The sequence below is a fragment of the Providencia alcalifaciens genome (assembly GCF_020271745.1).
GTDB classification, from domain to species: Bacteria; Pseudomonadota; Gammaproteobacteria; order Enterobacterales; family Enterobacteriaceae; genus Providencia; species Providencia alcalifaciens_B.
The window spans coordinates 3,351,562-3,376,323 of the sequence record NZ_CP084296.1 but is presented as its reverse complement, the minus strand read 5'-3'; the positions used below and the strand labels follow the sequence as shown (position 1 = coordinate 3,376,323).

General features: G+C 41.3%; 18 protein-coding genes. 8 read left to right on the top strand and 10 right to left on the bottom strand.

Going from position 1 to position 24,762, the window contains the following annotated elements:
* The 4 genes from LDO51_RS15540 to LDO51_RS15525 form a co-directional block, all read right to left on the bottom strand.
* Entirely contained in the window at window positions 1-597 is a 597-nt protein-coding gene (locus LDO51_RS15540) for a PadR family transcriptional regulator (RefSeq protein ID WP_225575287.1), read from the bottom strand.
* A 249-nt stretch (window positions 598-846) separates the two neighbouring features.
* On the bottom strand, window positions 847-1,995 hold the full coding sequence (tyrP, locus tag LDO51_RS15535) for a tyrosine transporter TyrP (RefSeq protein WP_263869906.1): 1,149 nt from the start codon (window positions 1,993-1,995) through the stop codon (window positions 847-849).
* Between the two features lie 82 nt (window positions 1,996-2,077).
* A complete protein-coding gene (locus LDO51_RS15530; protein WP_225575286.1) occupies window positions 2,078-4,018 on the bottom strand; it encodes a pyridoxal phosphate-dependent decarboxylase family protein in 1,941 nt (646 codons plus the stop codon).
* A 402-nt stretch (window positions 4,019-4,420) separates the two neighbouring features.
* On the bottom strand, window positions 4,421-5,431 hold the full coding sequence (locus LDO51_RS15525; RefSeq protein WP_225575285.1) for an NAD(P)H-quinone oxidoreductase: 1,011 nt from the start codon (window positions 5,429-5,431) through the stop codon (window positions 4,421-4,423).
* A gap of 341 nt (window positions 5,432-5,772) precedes the next feature.
* On the opposite strand from LDO51_RS15525, the gene LDO51_RS15520 reads away from it, so the two are divergent.
* Together LDO51_RS15520 and uspE are read left to right on the top strand one after the other, a co-directional pair.
* On the top strand, window positions 5,773-6,528 hold the full coding sequence (locus LDO51_RS15520; RefSeq protein ID WP_225575284.1) for an FNR family transcription factor: 756 nt from the start codon (window positions 5,773-5,775) through the stop codon (window positions 6,526-6,528).
* Between the two features lie 126 nt (window positions 6,529-6,654).
* The gene (uspE, locus tag LDO51_RS15515) at window positions 6,655-7,599 is read left to right on the top strand and encodes a universal stress protein UspE (RefSeq protein ID WP_225575283.1); all 945 of its coding nucleotides are present in this window, start codon (window positions 6,655-6,657) and stop codon (window positions 7,597-7,599) included.
* A 171-nt stretch (window positions 7,600-7,770) separates the two neighbouring features.
* Here uspE and pntB read toward each other — a convergent pair whose 3' ends face one another.
* Together pntB and pntA are read right to left on the bottom strand one after the other, a co-directional pair.
* Window positions 7,771-9,159: a Re/Si-specific NAD(P)(+) transhydrogenase subunit beta gene (gene pntB, locus LDO51_RS15510; RefSeq protein WP_225577288.1), complete on the bottom strand. Its 1,389-nt coding sequence runs from the start codon at window positions 9,157-9,159 to the stop codon at window positions 7,771-7,773.
* 13 nt (window positions 9,160-9,172) lie between these two features.
* Window positions 9,173-10,702: a Re/Si-specific NAD(P)(+) transhydrogenase subunit alpha gene (gene pntA, locus LDO51_RS15505; protein WP_225575282.1), complete on the bottom strand. Its 1,530-nt coding sequence runs from the start codon at window positions 10,700-10,702 to the stop codon at window positions 9,173-9,175.
* Between the two features lie 387 nt (window positions 10,703-11,089).
* Between pntA and ydgH the strand changes: the two genes are divergently transcribed.
* The 3 genes from ydgH to LDO51_RS15490 all read left to right on the top strand — a co-directional run bounded on the left by ydgH (window position 11,090) and on the right by LDO51_RS15490 (window position 14,166).
* Window positions 11,090-12,040 (top strand): DUF1471 family protein YdgH, encoded by a 951-nt coding sequence (gene ydgH, locus LDO51_RS15500; protein ID WP_225575281.1) that lies wholly within the window; start codon window positions 11,090-11,092, stop codon window positions 12,038-12,040.
* Between the two features lie 333 nt (window positions 12,041-12,373).
* Window positions 12,374-13,765 (top strand): amino acid permease, encoded by a 1,392-nt coding sequence (locus tag LDO51_RS15495; RefSeq protein ID WP_225575280.1) that lies wholly within the window; start codon window positions 12,374-12,376, stop codon window positions 13,763-13,765.
* Window positions 13,766-13,920: 155 nt separating this feature from the next.
* A complete protein-coding gene (locus tag LDO51_RS15490; protein ID WP_225575279.1) occupies window positions 13,921-14,166 on the top strand; it encodes a hypothetical protein in 246 nt (81 codons plus the stop codon).
* Window positions 14,167-14,378: 212 nt separating this feature from the next.
* On the opposite strand, the gene hrpA is transcribed toward LDO51_RS15490, so the two are convergent.
* Window positions 14,379-18,278, bottom strand: a complete 3,900-nt coding sequence (gene hrpA, locus LDO51_RS15485) for an ATP-dependent RNA helicase HrpA (RefSeq protein WP_225575278.1) — start codon at window positions 18,276-18,278, stop codon at window positions 14,379-14,381.
* A gap of 222 nt (window positions 18,279-18,500) precedes the next feature.
* Here hrpA and LDO51_RS15480 point away from each other — a divergent pair, with 222 nt between their 5' ends.
* Window positions 18,501-19,100 (top strand): FMN-dependent NADH-azoreductase, encoded by a 600-nt coding sequence (locus tag LDO51_RS15480; protein ID WP_225575277.1) that lies wholly within the window; start codon window positions 18,501-18,503, stop codon window positions 19,098-19,100.
* 99 nt (window positions 19,101-19,199) lie between these two features.
* Here LDO51_RS15480 and LDO51_RS15475 read toward each other — a convergent pair whose 3' ends face one another.
* The 3 genes from LDO51_RS15475 to LDO51_RS15465 are packed head-to-tail and all read right to left on the bottom strand — an operon-like array spanning window position 19,200 to window position 22,392.
* Window positions 19,200-19,529 carry a YdbL family protein gene (locus LDO51_RS15475; RefSeq protein ID WP_225575276.1) on the bottom strand — a complete coding sequence of 110 codons (330 nt, stop codon included), beginning with the start codon at window positions 19,527-19,529 and terminating at the stop codon, window positions 19,200-19,202.
* Window positions 19,526-19,708: a YnbE family lipoprotein gene (locus LDO51_RS15470; RefSeq protein ID WP_423810985.1), complete on the bottom strand. Its 183-nt coding sequence runs from the start codon at window positions 19,706-19,708 to the stop codon at window positions 19,526-19,528. Before LDO51_RS15470 ends, LDO51_RS15475 begins: the two co-directional genes overlap by 4 nt.
* A gap of 41 nt (window positions 19,709-19,749) precedes the next feature.
* Window positions 19,750-22,392 (bottom strand): YdbH family protein, encoded by a 2,643-nt coding sequence (locus LDO51_RS15465; RefSeq protein ID WP_225575274.1) that lies wholly within the window; start codon window positions 22,390-22,392, stop codon window positions 19,750-19,752.
* An 845-nt stretch (window positions 22,393-23,237) separates the two neighbouring features.
* On the opposite strand from LDO51_RS15465, the gene LDO51_RS15460 reads away from it, so the two are divergent.
* Both LDO51_RS15460 and LDO51_RS15455 read left to right on the top strand, forming a co-directional pair.
* Window positions 23,238-24,236 carry a 2-hydroxyacid dehydrogenase gene (locus LDO51_RS15460; RefSeq protein ID WP_225575273.1) on the top strand — a complete coding sequence of 333 codons (999 nt, stop codon included), beginning with the start codon at window positions 23,238-23,240 and terminating at the stop codon, window positions 24,234-24,236.
* 14 nt (window positions 24,237-24,250) lie between these two features.
* Window positions 24,251-24,688, top strand: a complete 438-nt coding sequence (locus LDO51_RS15455) for an META domain-containing protein (RefSeq protein ID WP_225575272.1) — start codon at window positions 24,251-24,253, stop codon at window positions 24,686-24,688.
* Window positions 24,689-24,762 lie beyond the last annotated feature (74 nt).

Sequence of the window (24,762 nt, the reverse complement as noted above, 5' to 3'; positions counted from 1 at the left end):
TTATTTTCCTTCTACTGCGTTCTCTTCTAAAACGGCATTATTTTCCGAGATGACGTTATTTTCGGATACTAATAGCGCCTCGTTCACTTGCTCAATTCGCTTCACGGCTTGGTTGATAATATCCACCACTTGGGTAGATTCTTGTTTCGATAACTGCTGTAACACAATTTTATGCCGGAGTAATGATTTGAATTTATCGACCGCTAACTCAATTTCATTGGCGAATTGGTTACCTGCTTTCAGCTCTTGTGCATAATTTAGCTTCATTTTAACTTCAGCCAGAATGTGAGCTTTTAAAAGTAAAAAGCAGCGACCTTCTGGTGTGATCACAAAACATTTTCGCCCTTTGCCCGTTTCCTTACTGGTTGAAATAAAACCCAGTTCTTCCAGTAATGTCAGTGTCGGATAAATCACACCGGGGCTTGGACAATAAAATCCTGCTGTTTCCTCACTGATTTTTTTTATCAATTCATAACCATAGTTCACGCCACCTGAGAGTAAATGCAAAATATAAATACGCAGTTGTTTTGGATTAAACATGCGTCGAACACTTTTCCCCTCACATAGACATGTATCGAGGTTTTTTGGATTGTCCATTTGATCTCTCAGTGAATGTGCAAAAGTTAAAAACCGATATATCTAATATCATAATCGGTTTTTTAAATAATGCCAGAATTAGATATATCTGTTTTTATCATTACGTGCTAATGATAACCATTATCATTATGATAGCGAGAAAATTAACGTCTAAGCGTACAAAAAGTGTTTTTAGTGATCCCTGTAAGTGAAAAAAGCCAGTTCTGCGAGAGAACTGGCTTTCTAAATCAAAACAATAACTCGTTAGTGTTAGCCAATATCAGGCAGAACCTTGAAGACAATACCGAGCTGGATTCCGATAACGGCAACACCACATAGGAACACAATCATTAATGCTGGCTTACCACCGAGTACTTGATATTTGCGAGGGTTAACATGACGAGATTTCAGAGCCATCGCGCTTGGCAGTAATAACGCTAAGATAGATAACGCGATTGCCGCATAACCCAACGCCATCACGAAACCTTTCGGGTAAAATAATGCGAAAACAAGCGGAGGTAAAAAGGTAATCAGCCCAGTTTGAAGACGCCCTGATGCGTTATCTTGGCGCTTAAACAAGTCGGCTAAGAAATCAAATAAGCCTAGCGCAACCCCAAGGAATGATGTGGCTAATGCTAAACTCATAAACATTTGTGCGACGAATTCAGTTTTACCTGACTGCGCAACCGCTTTAATGGCTTCCAATAATCCATTTAACCCAGAGTTCTCAGCTAAAATCCCCACAAAGGTATTCGTGCCAATGCTGCCCAGTGTTGCGATTTGCCATAGAATGTAGGCAACTAGCGGGATCGCACTTCCTAATATAAAGATAATACGCAGTTTTTTGACATCACCGCCCATATATTTTACGACACTTGGTACACTTCCGTGGAAACCAAATGAGGTAAAAAAGACAGGAATAGCCGCGAGGATCAGGATTTTATCAGTCGGTGCTGACAATAAATTTAACTGTTCAACATGTGGGAACATCATCGCCAAAATGATCACTAAGAACACAATCTTGGCAGTAAATAAGATGCGGTTAATAAAATCGACGGATGAAGTACCAAAGCAAACCACCCCACCACCAATGATGGTAAAGACGACAATGCCCATCCAGTCTGCCATTTCAATGGCAAAGCTACCTTTCAGATTAGAGGTAATGATTTGCCCTGCTCCCGTCACATAGGCGGCGGTTAAAGCATACATTAAAAACATCATACTGAAACCTGTGATGAACTTCCCACTCGAGCCTAAATAGCGCTGAGCAACACTACCTATCCCTGTTTCATGGGATTCATGCTGGTAAACTTCAACCAACAATAATGCGGTGTAACACATTAACGCCCACAGGCCAAATAACATCACCAAACTGACTGAAAACCCATTACTTCCCGCTGCAATTGGCATCGCCAACATTCCAGCGCCGATCGTAGTACCTGCAACAATAAAAACACTACCAAGTGTGCGATTTTTCATATTGAGATCCTAACAAAATTAATTAAACACTAACTTTTTGAATGGAATGATTACGTTTATTTTCTTCATCAATGAGCTGTTGTAGTTTGTCTTCAAAGATGTTTCTTAATTCATTCCAGTAGTTATCGAAGTGCTGTTTATCACGCAGGCAATGGGTCATAATTGCGGCCCTTAATACATAAATTGAATGGACTTTATGCCATTCCTCTTCCTTGAAATTCGCCTCTAGACACAAATTCTGAGGATTATCACCGTATTCTTCATAGGTTAGTGATGTTGACGACGTTAAAAAATCATTCGTATAAGTACGTCCTGCCGCATAAGAGCAAAGTTCATACAAACGTTTATTTAACTGGTTTTGCTTCTCTAATGAGGTATTTCCTGTTTCCCTAAACATAAAGTTGATCATGTGGAAATCCGGTGCAGGCATCGCCGCCAATGTAAACTCACGTCCATCAATAACAAACGGCTTGCTGGCATTGATTCTTTCAATCATCCAATTGGCAGTTGTTACCCCAGCTGCGATGACTTTGCCATACCCCAATAAGTTCAGCGGAACTAACCGATGTGCAGCCCATACTGCCGCTGCCGTCGCGCCAGCTTTTGAGCCTTCCATAATTGATGAACCCAATAATACATTCTGTTGTTTATCGGTTTTACGGCTACTTTCTTTCACTTCTTCAAACACATAGGCCGCATGATAGGAAATCAAATCGACAATGCGTTTGTCCTTCATACAAATCGCCCCAGCCGCATAAGGAATAAAACCGACTTTATGCGGATCGACTGTGATGGAATCAGCTTGGTTTAAAGCGCGGAAACTTTGATAAACATCGGGTTTTGGCCAAACGATATCTGGCGGGAAAACCCCTTCGTTATGGTATCGCGTAATAAGTGCATCATATTCAAGGAATTGGTTGTTTTCATCACGGAACATCGCACAGGCATAGCCTGCATACGCGGCATCAATATGCACATAGAATGAAACGCCATAACGTTGTTCACATTCTTCTCGTAATTTGATGACTTCAGCGACATTATCAATAGCACCTGTTTCAGTAGTCCCAACAACAGCCACCACCGCAAGAATAGGCTCGCCCTTTTCAATCAATGAGAAAACAATGTCCCTCATTTGCGAAACATCCGTACGATAACGTTTATCAACGGGAAGTTGAACAATGTTTTGCTGCCCTAACCCTAAGATATCCATCGCTTTCATCCACGAATAATGCTTGGATTGCGGCACTAATAATTTACCGAGTTTACCTTGTTCAACACCGGTGCCTCGGCAAGTCAGATTACGGATCTCTTCAAACAACCCTTGTTTTTTCAATTCATCAATTAGATCCAGTACATCACTGGTACGCATATTCAGTAACGCGGTTTCTGAAACATTCGTTAAAAGTTGTTTGGCTTGGGGATGGGATGCCATGGCTAAAGGTAAGGTTTTGATATTTCTTGCTACCCATAACCCTTCGTAGTTAGCTACTGTGCCACCAGAGGTAATGTGCCCCCAAGATTTTTGCACGTCATACCCAAACATACCGCATAAATCTAACCCAGCTTCGATTTCTAATACCGTCGTCGTCGGTGAAGATTCTTGAGCGCAGTTATTTGGGTTGTACATCATTGCCATGACATACGCGAGATTGGAGATCATCAGAGTATCTGCGTTCATATGCCCCATGTAACGCGGTGAAAACCAAGGCACTGACGTAGTTTTTAATTTCGAGGACAGCTGATTAAGGATACCTTCAGTACGATATAACGTATCCCGATATTCCGGTGCATATCTATCGACGGTAGTAATTAAATCGGGATCTTCGGGATGATAACCAGAACGCCAATGCATATGCTCAGTCACTGCGTATTCCATCATTTCTCTGAAAAATACCGCATTTTCAGATTTAGGTCCGAGGAATAATGCATCTACATTCATGTTTTTATTTTTAAAATTATTCATTCTCACTACACCTTCAAACTACAACTGGCTGGCACCAGCTGCATTAAGTTACTCAACTTATTATCATTGGAAAGTGCAATAACGGGGGGATGTCTGTGTCGAATGACAACTTGTTAATGATATGACTACACTTATATCCTTAACTTATATTCAGTAGTAGACAAGCCGTTAATTAGCCAACTTGTCTATAGATATAATCCATCTTCATTAAAACATTAACAAACTCGTCTTAATTTTGTTCGGATTTGTGGACAGGCACAAAAATTCAAAAATTAATCATCTGTAAAGAGATATTTACGCTTAAAAGACTTGATAATGTAAATTATTTGTTATAAATAAAAATAATACCCTGCGTAACCATTATCTAATCACATAAAAATTTAAAAAATAAATATGCAATAACTATTTGTTTACTAATATAACTTTACCAATCAACTCTCCCGATTCCATATAGTGATGTGCGCGTTCCACCTGACACAATATATATATTTTGTTAATTAATGGTTTTATCTTACCGTTCTGTAACATCCGCCAAACTTGCTGATACAGCTCTTTTGCGATTTGCGCTTTCTCTTCATTACTACGAGAGCGCATTGTTGACCCAGTGTGAGTTAAACGTTTTACCATCATTGGCATCATGTTCAGCTGAGTTGGGTTTCCTTTCATCATGCCAATTTGGATGATCCGCCCAAATTTTGCTGCTACCACGTAATTTTTGCTGACATAATCACCGCCAATAATATCAATGACCACATTCACGCCATGATGATTTGTATATTCCTGTGTGACTTTAACAAAATCGTCTGTTCGGTAATTAATCACACAATCCGCACCAAGTGATTTCGCCGCTATCGCTTTATCTTCTGAACCAACCGTCGTTATCACCGTAGCCCCAAATGCTTTTGCAAGCTGGATGGCTACACTACCAATACCCGAGGTACCACCATGAATAAGTACCGTTTCCCCTTGCTTCAACTGACCAATCTGAAACATATTCGCCCAAACAGTAAAAAAATTTTCTGGGATAGCCGCCCCGTCTTCAAAGGATAAATTTCCTAATGGCAAAGCGATATCTTGATGCACTAAGCAGTACTCGGCGTAACCACCACCTGCCACTAGAGCACAAATTCGGTCGCCTATCGCCCATGTAGTCACATCGTCAGCTTTAGCCACAACCGTACCCGATACCTCAAGCCCCATGATTGGCGAAGCATCTGGCGGTGGTGGGTATGAGCCTTTTCGTTGGAAAATATCAGGACGGTTAACACCTGCGGCTTCCACTTTAACGATTAAATGTCCAGGAAGGAGTTTAGGGAGCGGAATCTCTATTAGCTGCAGTTCATCCGAAACACTCGGATCAATAATGTCGACAGCTGTCATTAATGGGGGCAACGACATCAAATTGTTACTCATTATGACCTCTTTTTATAGGTTAATAGGAAAAAATGATATTTTTCTGTTTATTCTTGTGTTAATTTAATGCTAATAAATTACGTAAAATAAAACATATTTTATTAAGTTTTTTATCCATCTTTTTATATATTAAATTTATGTATTTAATGTATGTCAAACCATGCAATTACTAATATCCTGTAAATTAGCATGATCTGCTGAATCTATTGGATTGGTAAATTTAGCATTCTTTGCTTTTTTATTTAATAACTCATTTCTGTCTTATATAGCACTTACCTGTTCAATTATCTTATGCTAAAATTGACTCATATCAATAATTTTAACCTGATTGAGCATTTAATATGATCCCAGAAAAAAGAGTTGTTCGTCGCATCCAGTCTGGTGGTTGTGCTATTCATTGCCAGGATTGTAGTATTAGTCAGTTATGCATTCCTTTTACACTGAATGAACACGAACTGGATCAACTCGATAATATTATCGAACGTAAAAAACCTATTCAAAAAGGCCAAGCTTTATTTAAAGCAGGCGATGAATTACGTTCTTTATACGCTATTCGCTCTGGCACAATTAAAAGCTACACCATTACTGAAGAAGGCGATGAGCAAATCACCGGTTTCCACTTAGCGGGTGACCTCGTTGGTTTTGATGCCATTATTCATACGCAACACCCAAGTTTTGCTCAAGCATTAGAAACTTCAATGGTTTGTGAAATTCCATTTGAAACACTGGACGACTTATCTGGCAAAATGCCTAACTTGCGCCAGCAAATTATGCGCCTGATGAGCGGTGAAATTAAAGGGGACCAAGAAATGATCCTCTTATTATCTAAGAAAAATGCGGAAGAACGTTTAGCTGCATTTATTCTTAACCTATCTCATCGTTTTGCTGAGCGTGGTTTCTCGCCAAGAGAATTCAGACTCACCATGACTCGTGGTGATATTGGTAATTACCTTGGCTTAACCGTTGAGACAATTAGCCGTCTGTTAGGTCGCTTCCAAAAAAGCGGTATGCTCAGCGTTAAAGGTAAATATATTACCATCGACGATATGGCAAAACTGACTGATATCGCTGGTAAAGTATCCTCTGTTTCTTGCTAATATTCCTATAAACGGGTCACAAACTTTGTGATCCGTTGTTACTTTTCAATCACATTTCTTGCGTATTTATCCCCAATAACATAGTTTAGAGAGATGGAACTATCCGTTTATTGAGAGGATATCAGCATGGCTAACTATAAAAATCTTTTAGTAGCAATTGACCCAAATCAGGATGATCAACCGGCATTAAGGCGTGCAGTTTATATTGTGCAGCGTAATGGCGGACGGATAAAAGCCTTCCTGCCTATCTATGACCTATCTTATGACATGACCACCCTGCTTTCTCCTGAAGAGCGCAATGCGATGCGTAAAGGGGTTATCAGTCAAAAAGCCGCTTGGATCAAGCAGCAAGCCCATTTTTATTTAGAAGCAGGTATTGAGATAGAAATTAAAGTCATTTGGCACAACAAGCCTTATGAAGCCATCATTCAAGAAGTGATTAGCGGTCAACATGACCTTCTACTGAAAATGGCACACCAAACTGACAACTTAGAATCCATCATTTTTACTCCGCTAGACTGGCATTTATTAAGAAAATGCCCGTGTCCTGTTTGGATGGTGAAAGATAAAGTTTGGCCAGATCATGGCTCTGTGGTAGTTGCGGTGAATCTTTCTAATGAAGAGTCTTACCATGATGACCTAAATATCAAATTGGTTGAAAAAACCCAAGATCTCGCGCAAAGGATCATTAAAGAGCAGAAAATTCATTTAGTCAGCGCTTACCCAATTGCACCAATGAATATTGCCATTGAACTGCCTGATTTTGACCCAAGCTTGTATAACAATGCCCTACGCGGCCAGCATCTGATAGCCATGAAAAGCCTGCGGCAGAAGTTTGCCATTGATGAAAAATACACGCATGTTCGTGAAGGGCTACCTGAAAAAATCATTCCTGACATGTGTGAAGAGCTACATGCGGGTGTCGTGGTGCTCGGCATATTAGGTCGCACTGGGCTTTCTGCTGCGTTCTTAGGTAATACAGCTGAACATGTTATTGATAAACTAAAATGCGATTTATTAGCGATCAAACCTGACGGTTTTGTATGCCCTATTAGTGCCGCAGATGATTAATTAAATTTGCAATAGTAATCAAATTTAGAGGCTCGTAAATAGATATTATTGTGAACTTTTTATTATTATCTTAACTACTCATAATTCAATTAATAATAAAAAAGAAAATATTCAAATATAAAAACGCCCTGAATTCAGGGCGTTTTATTTTATACCGTCAATGATGAGCAATTACAGCGCTTTTAAAATTGCATCCACACTTGCTTTCGCATCACCAAATAACATTTGAGTATTTTCTTTAAAGAACAGTGGATTTTGTACCCCTGCATACCCTGTATTCATTGAACGCTTAAACACAATGACATTATTCGCTTTCCAAACTTCTAATACAGGCATACCTGCAATTGGGCTGTTTGGATCTTCTTGTGCCGCTGGGTTCACGGTATCATTCGCACCGATAACCAGCACCGTATCGGTTTCGGCGAAATCATCATTGATTTCATCCATTTCTAACACGATGTCATAAGGAACTTTCGCTTCCGCTAACAGTACGTTCATGTGTCCCGGTAAGCGCCCTGCAACAGGGTGAATACCGAAGCGAACCTTAATGCCTCGTTCACGCAGTTTTGCCGTAATATCATGTACCGGATATTGAGCTTGAGCCACCGCCAGACCATAGCCCGGAGTGATGATCACTGAGGTTGAGTTTTTCAACATTTCAGCAACTTCTTCCGCCGTAGTTTCGCGGTACTCGCCCATCTCTTCTTCAGAGCCCGTTGAGGAACCATCAGTACCAAATCCGCCGGCAATAACACTCACAAACGAACGGTTCATCGCTTTGCACATAATATAAGAAAGGATGGCACCCGAAGAACCGACTAAGGCCCCTGTCACGATCAGCAAGTCATTACTAAGCATGAAACCTGCCGCTGCGGCGGCCCATCCTGAGTATGAGTTCAGCATGGAAACAACCACTGGCATATCTGCACCGCCGATAGAGGCAACTAAATGCCAACCGAAGGCTAATGCAATCGCGGTCATGATCAACATAACAAACACTTGCAAGCCAACGCTGTCAGTTTTAACAAAAATAACCAGCAAAATAAATGAAACAACTAAGGCCGCAAGGTTAAGTTTATGGCGATTTGGTAACATCATCGGCTTCGATGACATTTTTCCTGACAGTTTGCCATAAGCCACAATTGAGCCTGTAAACGTGACCGCACCGATGAAAATACCCAAGAAAACTTCCGTTAAATGAATATTTTCCATCACGCTGCTTGCATGACCTTCACTTGCAATAAAGCTGTTGAAGCCCACAAGTACCGCGGCCAAGCCCACAAAGCTGTGCAAAATAGCAACCAGCTCAGGCATTTCGGTCATTTCGACTTTTTTGGCTAAACGAATACCAATCACGGCACCGATCACCATTGCCACAATCATCCAACCCACATTGGCGCTATGAGGTCCTAAGATGGTTGCAATCAGGGCGATCCCCATACCGATAATGCCGTATGTGTTCCCACGCTGAGAACTTTCATGGCGAGATAGCCCCGCGAGGCTGAAAATAAATAGGATAGCAGCAACGATGTAGGCTGCTGTCACAACTCCACTTGACAACATAAGTTACCCCTTATCCCTTACGAAACATTTTTAACATGCGTTGAGTTACTGTGAACCCACCGAAAATATTGATGCTTGCGATCAAGATCGCAATAAAGGATAAGAAACTTACCCAGCCACCACTGCCAATTTGCAGCAATGCACCAACAACAATAATCCCTGATATGGCGTTAGTGACCGACATCAATGGGGTATGTAGCGCGTGGGTGACGTTCCACACCACGTAGTACCCCACCACACAAGCAAGTGCAAAGACAGTAAAGTGCGATAAAAACTCTGCTGGAGCTGAATTGGCGAACCATCCAAACAGGATGATAGCCAGTGCCATCAACACCATCTTGGTTACTGGTGACATTTTTTTCTCTGGCGCTTTCACCTTTTCAACGGCTTTCGGCTTCGCTTGTGGCTGAGCTGAAACTTGAATTGGTGGTGCTGGCCAGGTGATCTCACCTTGCTTGATAACGGTGACTCCTCGAATGACTAAATCATCAAAATCAATCGTGATTTCGCCATCTTTTTCTTTGCACAACAGCTTCATCAAGTTAACAAGGTTAGTACCATATAACTGAGAAGATTGCGTCGGTAAACGGCTTGGTAAATCGGTATAACCGATGATTTTGACACCATTATCAGTGACAACTAATTTATCAGCTTGAGTCAGCTCACAGTTACCCCCCGTTTGTGCGGCAAGATCAACTACCACACTGCCCGGCTTCATTGATTCAACCATCTCTTTGGTGATCAATTTCGGTGCAGGTCTGCCCGGAATAAGTGCTGTCGTTACAATGATATCCACATCTTTTGCTTGTGCAGCAAATAGTGCCATTTCTGCCTTAATAAAGGCTTCAGACATCACTTTCGCGTAACCATCACCACTACCCGCATCCTCTTTAAAATCTAATTCGAGGAACTCGGCACCCATACTTTGAACTTGCTCTTTCACTTCAGGTCGGGTATCAAATGCGCGAACAATCGCGCCTAAGCTACCTGCCGCCCCAATCGCAGCCAATCCCGCTACACCCGCCCCGATGATCATCACTTTTGCTGGTGGTACTTTACCTGCGGCAGTAATTTGTCCGGTGAAGAAGCGCCCGAATTCATGAGCCGCTTCCACAATCGCGCGGTAACCGGCGATATTTGCCATTGAACTCAATGCATCGAGTGATTGTGCCCGAGAGATACGCGGCACTGCATCCATTGCCATTACATTGATATTACGGGCTTTTAACGCCTCCATTAACTCAGGATTCTGCGCTGGCCAAATAAAACTGACCAAAGTCGCCCCTTCTTTTAATAAAGGAATTTCGTCCGCTAATGGCGCATTCACTTTAAACACAATATCCGCGGAAAACGCACTCTCACGAGAGACAATTTCTGCACCAGCTTGCTCATAAGCTGCATCATCAAAACTTGCTAAATGTCCTGCATTTTGCTCGACACACACCGAAAAACCCAACTTTAACAATTGGGTAACTGTTGATGGTGTAGCGGCAACACGCGCTTCATTGGCAAGTCGTTCTCTTGGTATACCAATTCGCATAATATTCCCTTTTTAAAGCTCGAAGTAATCTATGTTGTAGGTTATTCGCCAAAAAAATGACTGCCTTATCAAAAGGAAAAGTCCTATTTTGTCGTTGAACAGCTGTAAAATGTTCTAATAACCTACTGAAATTAGCCTTATTGATCCATAATTGATCACGATTCTAAGACAGTAAATGGAATTCACCGTGAAAATCTTAGTTTTAGGTCAATAAAATACTGGATACTTTAAAAAAACTGGTAAATTTGACTAGTCAATCATTATTTGTGTCTTATAAAAATAAAATAGTGCGACAACATGGGCAGTTACGTGTAATAATCACTTCCATGTGTTACAACTATTATTCAGCATGTTTATAATAAATTGCGCAAGGCGGAAGGATTTTGTATGAAGCTGAAAACTACGGTCATCGCAGCCGCGGTGCTATCATTAACTAGTATAACCGCTACACAGGCGGCTGTTGAATTAACGCCAAAACAGGCTACTGAATTACAACCTTATGAGCGTATAACCGTCACTGGGCGTTTTAATGCTATCTATGAAGCATCCGATGCAGTTTCCCGTAGGGCTGATAAAATGGGGGCTTATGCCTTTTACATTCAAAGCCTTGATGATGTAGGTGACAGTGGCAACATGCGTGTTGTTGCTGATGTGTACGCAAAAGATGCATCAAAACGTGAAGAATCTGCTCGCCGAGTTTTCGGTGGTGTTGAAGAAATGTCTAAAGCAGACGCAAAAGTGTATCAACCTTTTGATGCCGTCACTGTAAGTGGTTTCTACCCATCTGAACCTGACTTATACGAAGCAATCGCGAAAAAAGCCAAAGAAAAAGATGCAGCCTCATTTTATGTGGTTCGCAACGTAGCCATGAATGATGGCGGTAACACTTTAGCAACCGCATATATCTATAAGAAAGATGCACCTAAGCGCCAAATTCAAAAAGAGGAAGCGGTTGTTCCTGCTGATTCAGAATCTGGTCGTGCGCTGTTAGCGCAAGGTGGTGAAGCTGCAGATAAAGTTCTGATCCCAGGCGTTGCAAGCTCTGAAGAACCAACCGAAGCGGTTGGCCGTTTCTTCGAAACTTCCTCAAGCCAGCCAGGTCGTACTAGTGTGACATTACCAAGTGGCTATGTCATTGAAGAAGTGAACAAAACAGCAGCAGCTATGATGGTTCCATTTGATTCCATTACCTTCTCCGGTTATTACACTAATACCCCTGAAGTTCGTTATCAAATCGCCAAACGCGCAGAAGCTAAAGGTGCTAAATACTACCATATCACTCGTGAATGGCAGTCTAATGGTGGCAGCGTCACCATCAGTGCAGACCTATTCAAATAATCGATAGCTCTATTTTATTATGAAAGCCAGCTTAAATATCACAAGCTGGCTTTTTTTGTTTGAATCCCCCTACTTCCTGATACCTATTCCTGAACAGCCCGAGTTAGCACTTTATAAAATGCGTGCCTATTTACCATAAGCAGTGAAAGTGAATAAAACATCTTGTTCTGTGCATATTTTCCCATTGCATCTGTCGCATTTCATTCGTAGAATCCACACTCTAATTTAGCAGGTGATCCAACTGGATTTAAAAGCCGTGACAGTGAATCCATTTATAGCATTGCTATCTTAACGTGATTTTAACTTTTGATTGCACAACAACCAGGATATACATTGAAAAATACATTAAGCCTTACTGCACTCACCGCGCTAGTTCTTAGCTCAATGGTTGGTGCTGGTGTATTTAGCCTTCCACAGAATATGGCTGAAGTGGCAAGCCCATTAGCATTAATTATCGGCTGGTCCATCACGGGCGTCGGGATCTTATTTCTTGCATTCTCTCTTTTGCTCCTTTCCAGAATTCGTCCTGACCTAGATGGCGGAATATTTACTTATGCAAAAGTAGGATTCGGTGAGTTTATTGGCTTTTGTTCCGCATGGGGCTATTGGCTGTGTGCTGTTGTCGCTAACGTTTCCTATTTAGTGATTGTCTTTGCCGCGATAAGCTTCTTTACTGACACGCCGGATAACATTGTGTTTGGCGATGGTAATACTTGGCAAGCTCTAATCGGTGAATCTATCTTACTGTGGGTTGTGCATTACTTAGTTCTTCGCGGTGTACAAACTGCTGCGGGGATCAACAAGCTCGCCACGATGGCGAAATTAGTCCCTCTTGGGTTATTTATCGTACTCGCATTCTTTGCCTTTAAGCTCGATATTTTTGATGCCGATTTTAGCGGGATTGACCTCGGTATTCCCGTTTGGGAGCAAGTTAAAGACACCATGCTGATTACTTTATGGGTCTTTATTGGTATTGAAGGAGCAGTTGTCGTCTCTGCTCGAGCTAAAAATCGCCGTGATGTCGGTCTAGCTACCATTTTTGCGGTAAGTTCAGCGTTAATTATCTATATTCTTGTCACGCTTTTATCACTTGGGATCATGCCTCGCGCCGATCTGGCTGAAATTAAAAACCCATCGATGGCAACTTTAATGGTCTCTTTGATTGGCTCTAGCGGTGACATCATTATTGCCGCAGGTTTGATTATCTCTGTTTGTGGCGCCTATTTGAGCTGGACAATTATGGCAGCTGAAGTTCCGTATATTGCCGCACAATACCAATCATTCCCTAAAATTTTCAATAAATTAAATAAGAATGATGCTCCATCTTCATCTTTATGGTTAACCAACGGCGCGGTTCAACTATCATTAGTGCTGATTTGGTTAAGTGGCAGTAACTACAATACTCTACTGACTATTGCTTCAGAGATGATTTTGGTGCCTTACTTTTTGGTCGGCGCCTTCTTAGTCAAAGTTGCTTATCAACGTCATAGTAAAGCCCTCCTTGCGGTTGGTTTTGTTGCCGCGGTCTATGGATTATGGTTATTGTACGCGTCAGGATTGATTAACTTAATGCTCTCTGTGGTGCTCTATGCGCCGGGGATCATCATTTTTCTGTATGCCCGTTCACAACAAACAGCAAAAGCGCCACTGAAGTTAATTGAGAAAATTTTAGCATTTGGGATTGCGATAGCCTCAGTGCCGGCGTTATATTCCCTATTAGCGTGATCCACTCTTTATTAATGAGCTAAATTTAACCTATTGAATTTAGCTCATTTTTTATTATCTTTATTTTGACCTTTTCAACCGCCTCGTTTTTTACAATTATCATCCTTTTTTGTGATGTAGTTTTTGAATGACTATTCACCAATGAGGAGACTTAAATGCACATAACCCCAACAAATCTGCGTTCCGTTACATTTGCTGATCGCCCTGCTCTTATTCATTCAGCATCAGAAGTGCCACATTCAATGGCTCATAATATTGCGGCTGTAACCCAATCGTTCCTGACTCAACAGCCAACTCCCTTTCAGCAAAAATCACCTGAAATTAAAGCGCAAGAGCGTGCCGAAGGCTTTCAGTTTAAATTAGCGACTCAGCAGCGAATAGAACCAGCCATTGAGCGATAAATCCAAAATAATACTTGCTAGCTATATATTGCGGACAACTCGGCTGTTAATGTAGAAATAGTGAAACCCAACAGTATGTTGTAACTAAATAAGAATTGAGTGCCATAATTTCACAATAAAAAATGCGCAAGTGGTACCATTGCCACATCGCGCATTTTTTATCTTATTAACCAATAAATTATCGTCAGCCTAAGGCTACTATTGATCCCAAGCTAAAGTTGCTGCGTTAAACTTTCCATAGTTTGAATTATCCGTTTATCCGATATCGGATATGGCGTTCCTAGCTGTTGGGCGAACAAACTCACTCGTAACTCTTCAATCATCCAGCGAACTTCCTGTACTTCCGGTAACTGCTTTTGTAGTGGTGTTAATTTACTCATCCACTGCTGCCACATGCTTTGTACGTGTTCAACTTTGCTCATCTGCGCACGGTCACGATTTGGGTCAATGGCTAACTTTTCTAACCGACGTTCAATACCGTTTAAGTAGCGCAAAATATCCGGTAATCGTTTCCAGCCCTGCTCTGTCACAAACCCTTTAAATACCAACCCAGACATTTGAGCTTTGATATCAGATAATGCGAGCGCCATCGAAAAATCAACGCGGCCTTTCAACCGTTTATTGATAGCAAACACCGCCGTTAAGATCTGCTCAACTTGCTTGGCGATATTTACAACCACATCGTTCAATTCCGCTCTCGCGTACTCTTTCAATGATTCGAACTGCTCTTGCGTCCACACCGCGCCGCCATAGGTTGCAATCAGTTGATCAATACCGCATGCGATACAATCATCAATGAGTTCAAGCACTTTGCCATAAGGGTTAAAATAGAGCCCCAATTTGGATTTATTCGGCAGCTTTTCATGCAAATACTTGATCGGCGAAGGAATATTTAAGAGTAATAACCGACGAACTCCGCCCCACATTGCTTGCTGTTGCTCGAATTCAGTTTCAAAAACACGGATCCCCACACTGTTCTTTTCATCCACTAATGCAGGATAGGCTTTAACTGAATATCCTCCGCGTTTTTGTTCATAACGTTGTGGTAACTCACCAAAACTCCAAATATGCAATCCACTTTGTTCAATACCATCATCCACAACCTCTGATAGTGTTTCTTGCACTTTTTCCTTAAGGCTATCTTTTAAAGCATCCAGATCTTGCCCTTCCGCGACGGTTTTATTTTTGTCATTCACCACTCGGTAGGTCATTTTTAAATGCACTGGAAGTTGATCTAACTGCCAAGCCTCACGCTCTACCGTTACCCCCGTCATTCGACGAAGTTCGCGCTCTAGCTTATCTAACACACTGCCTTCAGGGGTTGGAACACGCTCCAAAAATGCAGAGGCATAGTTTGGCGCTGGCACAAAATTACGACGAATAGGTTTAGGCAATGATTTAATTAACGCAACGATTAATTCATGACGCAGACCCGGAACTTGCCAGTCAAAACCCACATTTTGCACCTGATTCAAAATAGCTAATGGGATATGAATGGTGACTCCATCGGCGTCAGTGCCAGGCTCAAACTGGTAACTTAAACGGAATTTAAGGTCACCTTGATGCCAATAATTCGGGTAATCAAGCGCCGATACATTCCCTGCATCTTCTTTGATCAGCATATTTTTTTCAAAACTGAGCAAATCAGGTTGCTGTTTTGATGCGGTTTTCCACCATTTATCAAAATGGCGAGAGGAAATCACATCATTCGGGATACGTTGGTCATAAAATGCAAAAAGCGTTTCATCATCCACTAAAATGTCTCGGCGGCGTGATTTGTGTTCCAAATCTTCCACCTCTGATAACAGTTTTAGGTTAGCTCTAAAGAAAGCGTGACGGGTATTCCAGTCACCTTCCACCAGCGCGTGACGAATAAATAGCTCGCGGCATAATAATGGATCAATCGAACCATAATTGACTTGGCGTGAAGCCACAATCGGCAGCCCATATAAAGTCACTTTTTCCGATGCTGTCACAGCACCTTCTGATTTTGACCAATGGGGCTCACTATAGTGATGTTTTACCAAATGCTCGGCGAGTGGTTCAATCCATTCAGGATCAATGGAAGCCGCAATTCGTCCCCACAGCTTTGATGTTTCAACCAGTTCAGCGACCATCGTCCACTTCGGTGGTTTTTTGAATAAACCTGAACCTGGAAAGATAGTGAATCGAGCATTCCTTGCTCCTGTAAACTCGTGTTTTTCAGCATCTTTTTGACCGATATGCGAGAGCAACCCTGCCAATAGCGAGACATGAATACTGCGAAAATCTGCTGGGGCACTGTTGATAGCAAATCCTTGTTCTTTCACGACTTGGCGCAACTGCGTGTAGAGATCTTGCCACTCGCGAATTCGCAAATAGTTAAGGAAATCTTGACGGCACATTTTTCTAAATTGTGCGTTGGATAATTCCTCTTGCTGCTGTTTTAAATAATCCCATAGATTTAAAAACGCCAGAAAATCTGATTGCTTATCATGGAAACGTCGATGTTTTTCATCAGAAGCTTGCTGCTTATCCAACGGTCTTTCTCGGGGATCTTGAATCGATAATGCCGAAACGATCACCATTGCTTCGCGTACCGCGCCATACTTTCTGGCTTCAATCACCATTCGCGCTAAACGTGGGTCAACGGGTAATTGTGCTAGCTGGCGCCCGACATCGGTTAATCGATAACCTTTATCTGCATCTTTATGAGGTTGGATCCCGCCAAGCTCTTCCAGTAATTTGACACCATCTTGAATATTACGCTTATCCGGCGCTTCAACGAATGGAAATGCCGCGATATCCCCAAGCCCGATTGAGGTCATCTGTAAAATAACCGATGCCAAGTTGGTTCTCAGGATTTCAGGATCGGTAAACTCTGGTCGAGATAAGAAATCCTCTTCAGAATACAAGCGGATACAGATACCGTCTGAAACACGACCACACCGTCCTTTACGCTGATTGGCAGACGCTTGTGAAATCGCTTCGACAGGTAAGCGTTGTACCTTGGTTCGATAACTATAACGGCTGATACGCGCATAACCCGTATCAATCACATATTTGATCCCCGGAACCGTCAGAGAGGTTTCGGCCACGTTCGTTGCAAGAATAATCCGGCGACCACCATGAGGGTGAAAAATACGGTTTTGCTCACTGTTAGATAACCGTGCAAACAGCGGTAAGACTTCCGTATGACGCAGTTGTAGCTTGGATAGTGCATCAGCGGTGTCACGAATCTCTCGTTCACCACTCATAAATATCAGAATATCACCGGCACTTTCACGTCCTAACTCATTAACCGCATCGATAATACCGTCAATTTGGTCACGCTCACTGTCATTATCATCCCCCATAATTGGACGATAACGCACTTCAACCGGGTATGTCCGTCCTGAAACCTCAACAATCGGTGCATGACCAAAGTGTCGAGAAAATCGTTCTGGATCAATCGTCGCTGATGTAATAATGACTTTTAAATCAGGGCGCTTAGGTAATAATTGACGCAAATAGCCTAAAATAAAATCAATATTTAAACTGCGTTCATGGGCTTCATCGATAATAATTGTGTCGTATTGCAGCAACAATTTATCATTCTGCAATTCCGCCAATAAAATACCATCCGTCATTAATTTAACTTGGGTGGTATCACTCACTTGGTCACTAAAGCGGACTTTATAACCGACATTTGTACCTAGCTCACACTCTAACTCTTGTGCAAGGCGCGAAGCCACTGAGCGTGCAGCCAATCTTCTTGGCTGAGTATGACCAATAAAGCCCTTCACTCCGCGGCCCAGCTCTAAGCAAATTTTAGGGATCTGCGTGGTTTTACCTGACCCAGTTTCACCCGCAATGATCACCACTTGATGCTGATTAATCGCATCAAAAATAGCTTGTTTTCTTTGGCTAACGGGTAAGTTTTCAGGGTAAACAATTTTCGGCATATTCAGACGTTTTTTCTCAACCTTCTGTTTTGCCTTTTCAATATCCCCTTTGATGACTTCGATAACTGCCATGCGGGATTTTTGATCTTGTATTTTTGCGATGCCGTGAAGGCGCTTCTTCAGTTGCCATTGATCACGCAGTGATGTTTGTTCAATTTCAGCAAATAATGCTGATAGAATGGGATCCATTCTTAAATCCTTATATTTCAATTCGTTGTAACGCCACTCGTTAATCTATAATCATGTGGTGGCTAAAGATAATATTTTGGTTTGTTTTATGATTTTAGTTATCTCATACAAATACCATCAATTTTTTTGAAGCATGACTTCTAAATTTCTTCCTATTAATCTGCCATATACCGAGTATCATCATTATCTGATGAGATAGACACATGAGTTTCGAGGAAAATAATGAGTAAAGTATTACTATTGAAATCAAGCATTTTGGCAGATTATTCACACAGCAATAAAATGGCTGATTATTTTGTCCAACAGTGGCAAGAAAAAAATCCCGATGATGCGTTTACAGTTCGAGATTTAGTTAACCAGCCGATCCCTGCGATTGATGGCGAAATTTTAGCAGCTTTTGCACCTACTGACACTAAAACCGAACAGCAACAAGCACATTTAGACCTATCAAATCAGCTCATTGATGAGATTAAACAGAGCGATGTTTTAGTGATCACCGCACCGATGTATAATTTTTCGGTTCCATCTCAACTGAAACATTACTTTGATTTTATCGCCCGCTCTGGGCATACCTTTAAATATACCGAGCAAGGTCCTGTAGGCTTATTAAACAATAAACGGGCATATGTTCTGACAAGCCGTGGCGGTATTTATAAAGACACTCCGACCGATACGATGGTGCCTTACATCACCCTATTTTTGAATTTTATTGGTATTACAGATATTGAATTTGTTTTCGCAGAAGGTACAGCATTAAGCGCTGAATCAGCAGAGAAAGCGCAATCACAAGCGAAAAACCATATTGATTCATTAATTGCTTAGCAGCATGCCTCGTTAAATAAAGCTTGATTGCTCATTCTTAATTTAGAATCGAAAATAATGCGCACTTGTTGCATCTAGAATTGAAAATAGTGCGCATTTTTATTTTTTCTGCATCCACTGCCCATTAATACCGCGTACATATTCTCCCGTCGGTGCACGTTCAATCAATTTCTGTCCTGCCATTCTTGCGACATCATTGGTTTTAAGCCCATTTCTATCTGCAATTTCTGTATATCGTTTTTTTCTTTCGACATTGATATGTTCAACCAATTGCTTTGCATCCGCACTACTTTGGTCAATTACCGCCAAATATCCTGATAAGGTTTCCCCCACAATACCGTGAGTTTTACCTTCTTCCACCGTCAGTGCAAATGCAGAAAATATGCTTAAGGTAGAACATAACGTGACGACTTTAAACCAGTTCATCATTTCGCAGGTACCTCACCGAATAGATCGCTGTTTTCTTTTAATAACTCTTCGACTTGTCGGTCTGCTTTAATTTGGATTTCATGCTCAATCTTAACATTCATATTGATGTTAATTGGCTTATCTGGCGTAGCGACTTCTACACGTAAACATGCCGTTAATAGCGATGCCATTGCCATCATTATGATCAATTTTAATGTTTTCACGTTAGTTCTTTTCCCTTTTATATATTCTTTTCGAGCCATTCTTCTAAGCTAGTACCAAAACGTAAACTGCGCCATAACTGAAAAATATTCTCTTCATGGTGATAATTTAAGTGAACTTCACGCTTCTTGGCTTCTTTGGTGTTATACCCTTCAAGAATAGTCGACATCGTGAGCAATCCCAAGTTTGTGACATTCACATCCGTACGGCTGCGTTGAATTTCAAGGTATTGTAGCCATCCAATTGCCGATCCCGCTGAAATATTATCTTTGGCAATAGACTCTACAAAATTAGTCTCTAAACGTAATGTCAAAGGCCCGTTATTTTCCATCCACCCCCCTTTAATAATCCAATCAGGGTTATTCAGGTAAAATGGCAACTCGCCATTTACTCGACCAGAAACAGCAAATTGTGAAACTTTTAGTTTTGTGAATAGCTCGCTAAGCTCCACTTGATGGACACTAATCGTCGCGGGTTTATTTTGTGGCCAGCGAAGTACATCGAGATTGATTTCACCGCCTAACATTTTAAATCCAACATTACTCAGTTGGATTGGGTGGGTTTCCGTCGGAGGATATGTTCCCGATAAATCCGCTTTAATATCGGTAAACTCAAACAAATTCGAAATATGCTTGATACGTAATTCAACGGGTGATTTTTCACCTAATGTCCACGTACTATTATGTAATTTCCATGGTAAGACAAAATCCAAACCATTCAGCTCACCATCCTTCATCCATAAGCTCGTATTTTGCACTCGCCAATGTCCACCAGCAATAAAACCATTTTCTGGCGTCATGGAAAAAGCCGCTTGAGAAAATAGTTTCCCCTCACGTAATTCAATATTTAAGTCTTTCGGAATTAATGTCTGAAATGCTTGAACTGACTGTTCAGGCCAACGCGCTTCACCACGCAGACGTTCACCGTCCCATCGTCCAAATATGACGATCGGCCCTACTTGCTTAGTACTTAAATCCCCTTTTAACTGAAAGCTGGCTGGGGATGTTCCTTTAAGTTCTGCATTCGCCGTAATTTTAGGTAAATAGCTGTCTGTGCCAAATAGCATTTGATCACTGGTTAATTGCAATACACCATAAAAATCAGCTTTTGCTTGATCTCGCTGCCAAACCAACGGCGAGGTTAATTTAAGGCGCGGAGCAGACATGGAGAGTAAACCATATTTAATTTGGTCAAATCCGGTATTTAAACTATTGAGCGTTAATTGTGTATCTTGCCAATTACCGTTACCTTTCACATCCCAACGAGCGGCTAACGCGGGTAACTGAGCATTTCCCCAGTAATTCCAGAACCATTTACCTTTATCAATATTAAACTTATTCGCACTGCCATCGAGGTGAATATCAAAGTCACCCCAATACTGTTCTTTTACTTTTAAAATCGCTTGTAAGCGCCCCGAAATTCCGTCGGCATTTAAACGCGTCCCCGCCAAAGGCAAGCGTATTTCCCGTAACAAAATTGTCGGGGAAACCTGCCCATAGGCTCTCATTAATGAACCGGGCATAAATGCGACGGTGGGTGAAACCAGCTGACCTGCAATTTTCGCTGGCAAATTGATATCCAGCACCATGTCATCGTATTTCACTTGACCGTTAAGTCTAAAATCAATATCTGCATCGAGGAGATTGATACGACTAGGCTCAAGCGTCAGGACTAAGTTAGCTTTTCCTTTTTTTGCATCAGTCAACATGTTCAAACGCCCTGAAACCACAAACTCACTCAGGGTTTGATTCCAGTTATCAATTTGAAATGCAATTCCACCGTGAAGCGGGATTTGTGCATCATCCCAGCGCCAGCGACCATCCGTTACGGTCACTTGTGATGATGAAACCTGCCATGGAAGATGGAATAATTCTTGTTGCTGCTCAATATCCGTAACGGTAAGTAAGCCTTCGTCGCGCTGCCAATGCAGTTTTGTCTTTAAGCGTTTATTTAACTCAATAAGCTTAAATTGAGCTTCGATATCTCCCGTTTCAGGCAGTTGAGCCGTCGTCAGAGGTAAAGCCAATTGCGCGGTTAATTCAATATGTTGAGGCTCTTCTTGTGGCTTACGTTGATCCAGCGCTTGCAACTCTTCTAACGCTAATGTGCTCTGAGGTAACGTAGCCGAAAATTGCTGCACAATCAGTTGATTTTGCAAATTAATAAAAGAAGAAACCCGGACATTTTCCCCTTGATAATCCAGCATAAGTGGCGAGTCAGCGGTACTGCGTAACCATAAACTCCCTTGATATTGTTCCCAAGAATGCAGTGAGACTTTATCAATGACGAGTGAAAATTGAGGGAGCGCATCCAGTATCTCGGTGATATTGATAGGAGAACTTGGTGACTCCTCACTTGTTTTGATGCTATCCAAACATTCCGCATTAACATCAAGCTCATCAATTTTGGCTCTAATTGGGAAAAATGAGACCCTAGCATCTGTTACTGTCACCAGAGAGCAATTACTTGCACTTAATCCTATGCTGGGAAGTCTAATCTGGCGGTTAACAAACTGTGGTTCAGAAAGTGACAGCGTCACCTGCTCAGGTAAAAAATGTTTAGCAACAACAGGCGCCCAACGGGTTAATGTTGACCATAATATGATTAGGAGCACAACACTCACCCCTAATAGGAAAAACAGTATTTTTATTGCCCGTTTCATGAATCTTCTCTGAGTACCATCTTCATGAGGCAACGATAAATACCATTGATGAGATGGACGAAAATAAAGTGAAAGGATGCATTGGGACGAGCAGTTCGACGACTTGCATTGCGATGTAGGTCATTTCCATAATAACTTTCTCTATTTAGATAAATATATTCTAATCTTTTAAACCAGAAATGAACAACTTAACCCTATCTGTTCACTCTGTTACTTCATTATTTTCAGTCAGTTCTTAGTGATGCTGCATGGTTGGCAATTTCACAAGAACATGATTGTGTATCATGCACAACCTTTATCTTTTCGGCAAATACCGGATTAGCTGCAAAAAATTTATCCAATCGCTGATCAAATTGGCTTGTCATAAGCCCTTTCCACTATCCTGCTGTCTTGATACTTGATGTCAGCGACCAGAGATTTAATGTTATCCTGAGGTTTTTGACATACTTCATTTGGCGTTTATCCCAATAAATTTCATCATAATCCTATGCAGGGAGACTAAATTTTTCCGATAACTTTTGAGCGAGCGTTGTTTCCCTTGCCCCTGATAGACCAATTATGCAAACTTCACGCCGCTCCTTAGCTTTATCTATTACCCAAAATCTATCTATTCTTTAAAAGAAAAAGTAAAACTTAATAATCGCATTATTTTAATACTAAAAATGACTATCTTTGTTAAAGATAGTGTGTAAACGAAAATCAAACGTAAACAGTAAGATATTTTCTTAATTTAGAGGTGATTTACGCCACTAATTGTCTTATTCTGAACGCATATTTTTGTAGGTTTGTTTATTTTACCTACAGCTTGTCATTTATTGGTTCCTATAAATTATGGAGTTCCTCTGATGAAAATTGTTTCCTATAGCACCAAACAGTATGATCGCAAACATATGGAACAGGTCAACCAACAATCAGAGTTTAATTTTAATATTGAATACTTTGATTTTCCATTAACGGTTCAGACAGCTAAAAATGCCGTCGGTGCTGACGCAGTTTGCATTTTTGTTAATGATGAAGCGAACCGTGCGGTGCTGGAAGAGCTCGCAGCTCTCGATGTCCATATTCTCGCTTTACGCTGTGCCGGCTTTAATAATGTTGATTTAGATGCCGCCAATGAGTTGGGCATTCAAGTCGTTCGCGTTCCGGCTTATTCTCCTGAAGCGGTTGCAGAACATGCTGTTGGCATGATGCTATGTTTGAATCGCCGTATTCATCGCGCGTATCAGCGTACGCGTGATGCTAACTTTTCTCTCGAAGGTTTAACTGGCTTTAATATGCATAACCGTACCGCGGGCATTATTGGTACGGGCAAAATTGGCCAAGCCACTTTACGGATTTTAAAAGGATTTGGGATGCGCTTACTGGCTCATGACCCATACCCTAACCAAGCGGTCCTTGATATGGGTGCCGAATATGTCGATTTAGACACCTTGTATCGGGAATCTGATGTTATTTCTCTGCACTGCCCTTTAACACCAGAGAACCACCATTTGCTGGATGAAAATGCGTTTAATCGCATGAAATCAGGCGTGATGATCATCAATACCAGCCGTGGAGCTTTAGTCGATTCGGCTGCCGCGATTAATGCACTTAAATCCCAAAAGATTGGCGCATTGGGCATGGATGTGTATGAGAATGAAAGAGATCTCTTCTTTGAAGATAAATCTAATGATGTAATTCAAGATGATGTCTTCCGCCGATTATCTTCTTGTCATAACGTATTATTTACCGGCCATCAGGCGTTTTTAACCGAAGAAGCCTTAACAAGTATCAGCTTAACAACACTGAGTAATATTCAACAGATCAGTCGTGGCGAAAATTGCCCGAACGTTGTGAAGCCTTAGCTGGATCTTGCATCATGAAAAGACTGATCCCTCTAACGCTCTTTGGGTTGTTACTTGCAGCTTGCCAAACCCATCAAGTAAATGCTGGTAGTAGTCCGCAATCCCTTGAGCAGCAGCTGATGCATCATAATTTTGTCTTAACGGAAGTGGATGGTCAGCGTATTGCCAAAAAACAGACCGCACCGTCCATTTCATTCGGTGAAAAAATGTTTGTCTCTGCCTCTATGTGTAATGACTTTAACGGAATGGGTGCAATTAATAATGCAACACTAAAAGTTAAAACATTAAGTAAAACAGAATTAGAGTGTGTAGATGAAGATCTTTCACGATGGGATACCTTAATTAACCGTATGCTGACAAATGGTGCAACAGTAACATTAACCAAAGATCATTTAACGTTGACGCAAGGGCATTATAAACTTGTTTATATTTTGAGTGATTATATGCAGTAACTCTACTTTTATTGCAAAATAAAAAACCGCCATTCTTAATTTGGCGGTTTTTTTATCTTTCTATATTGGTGTTA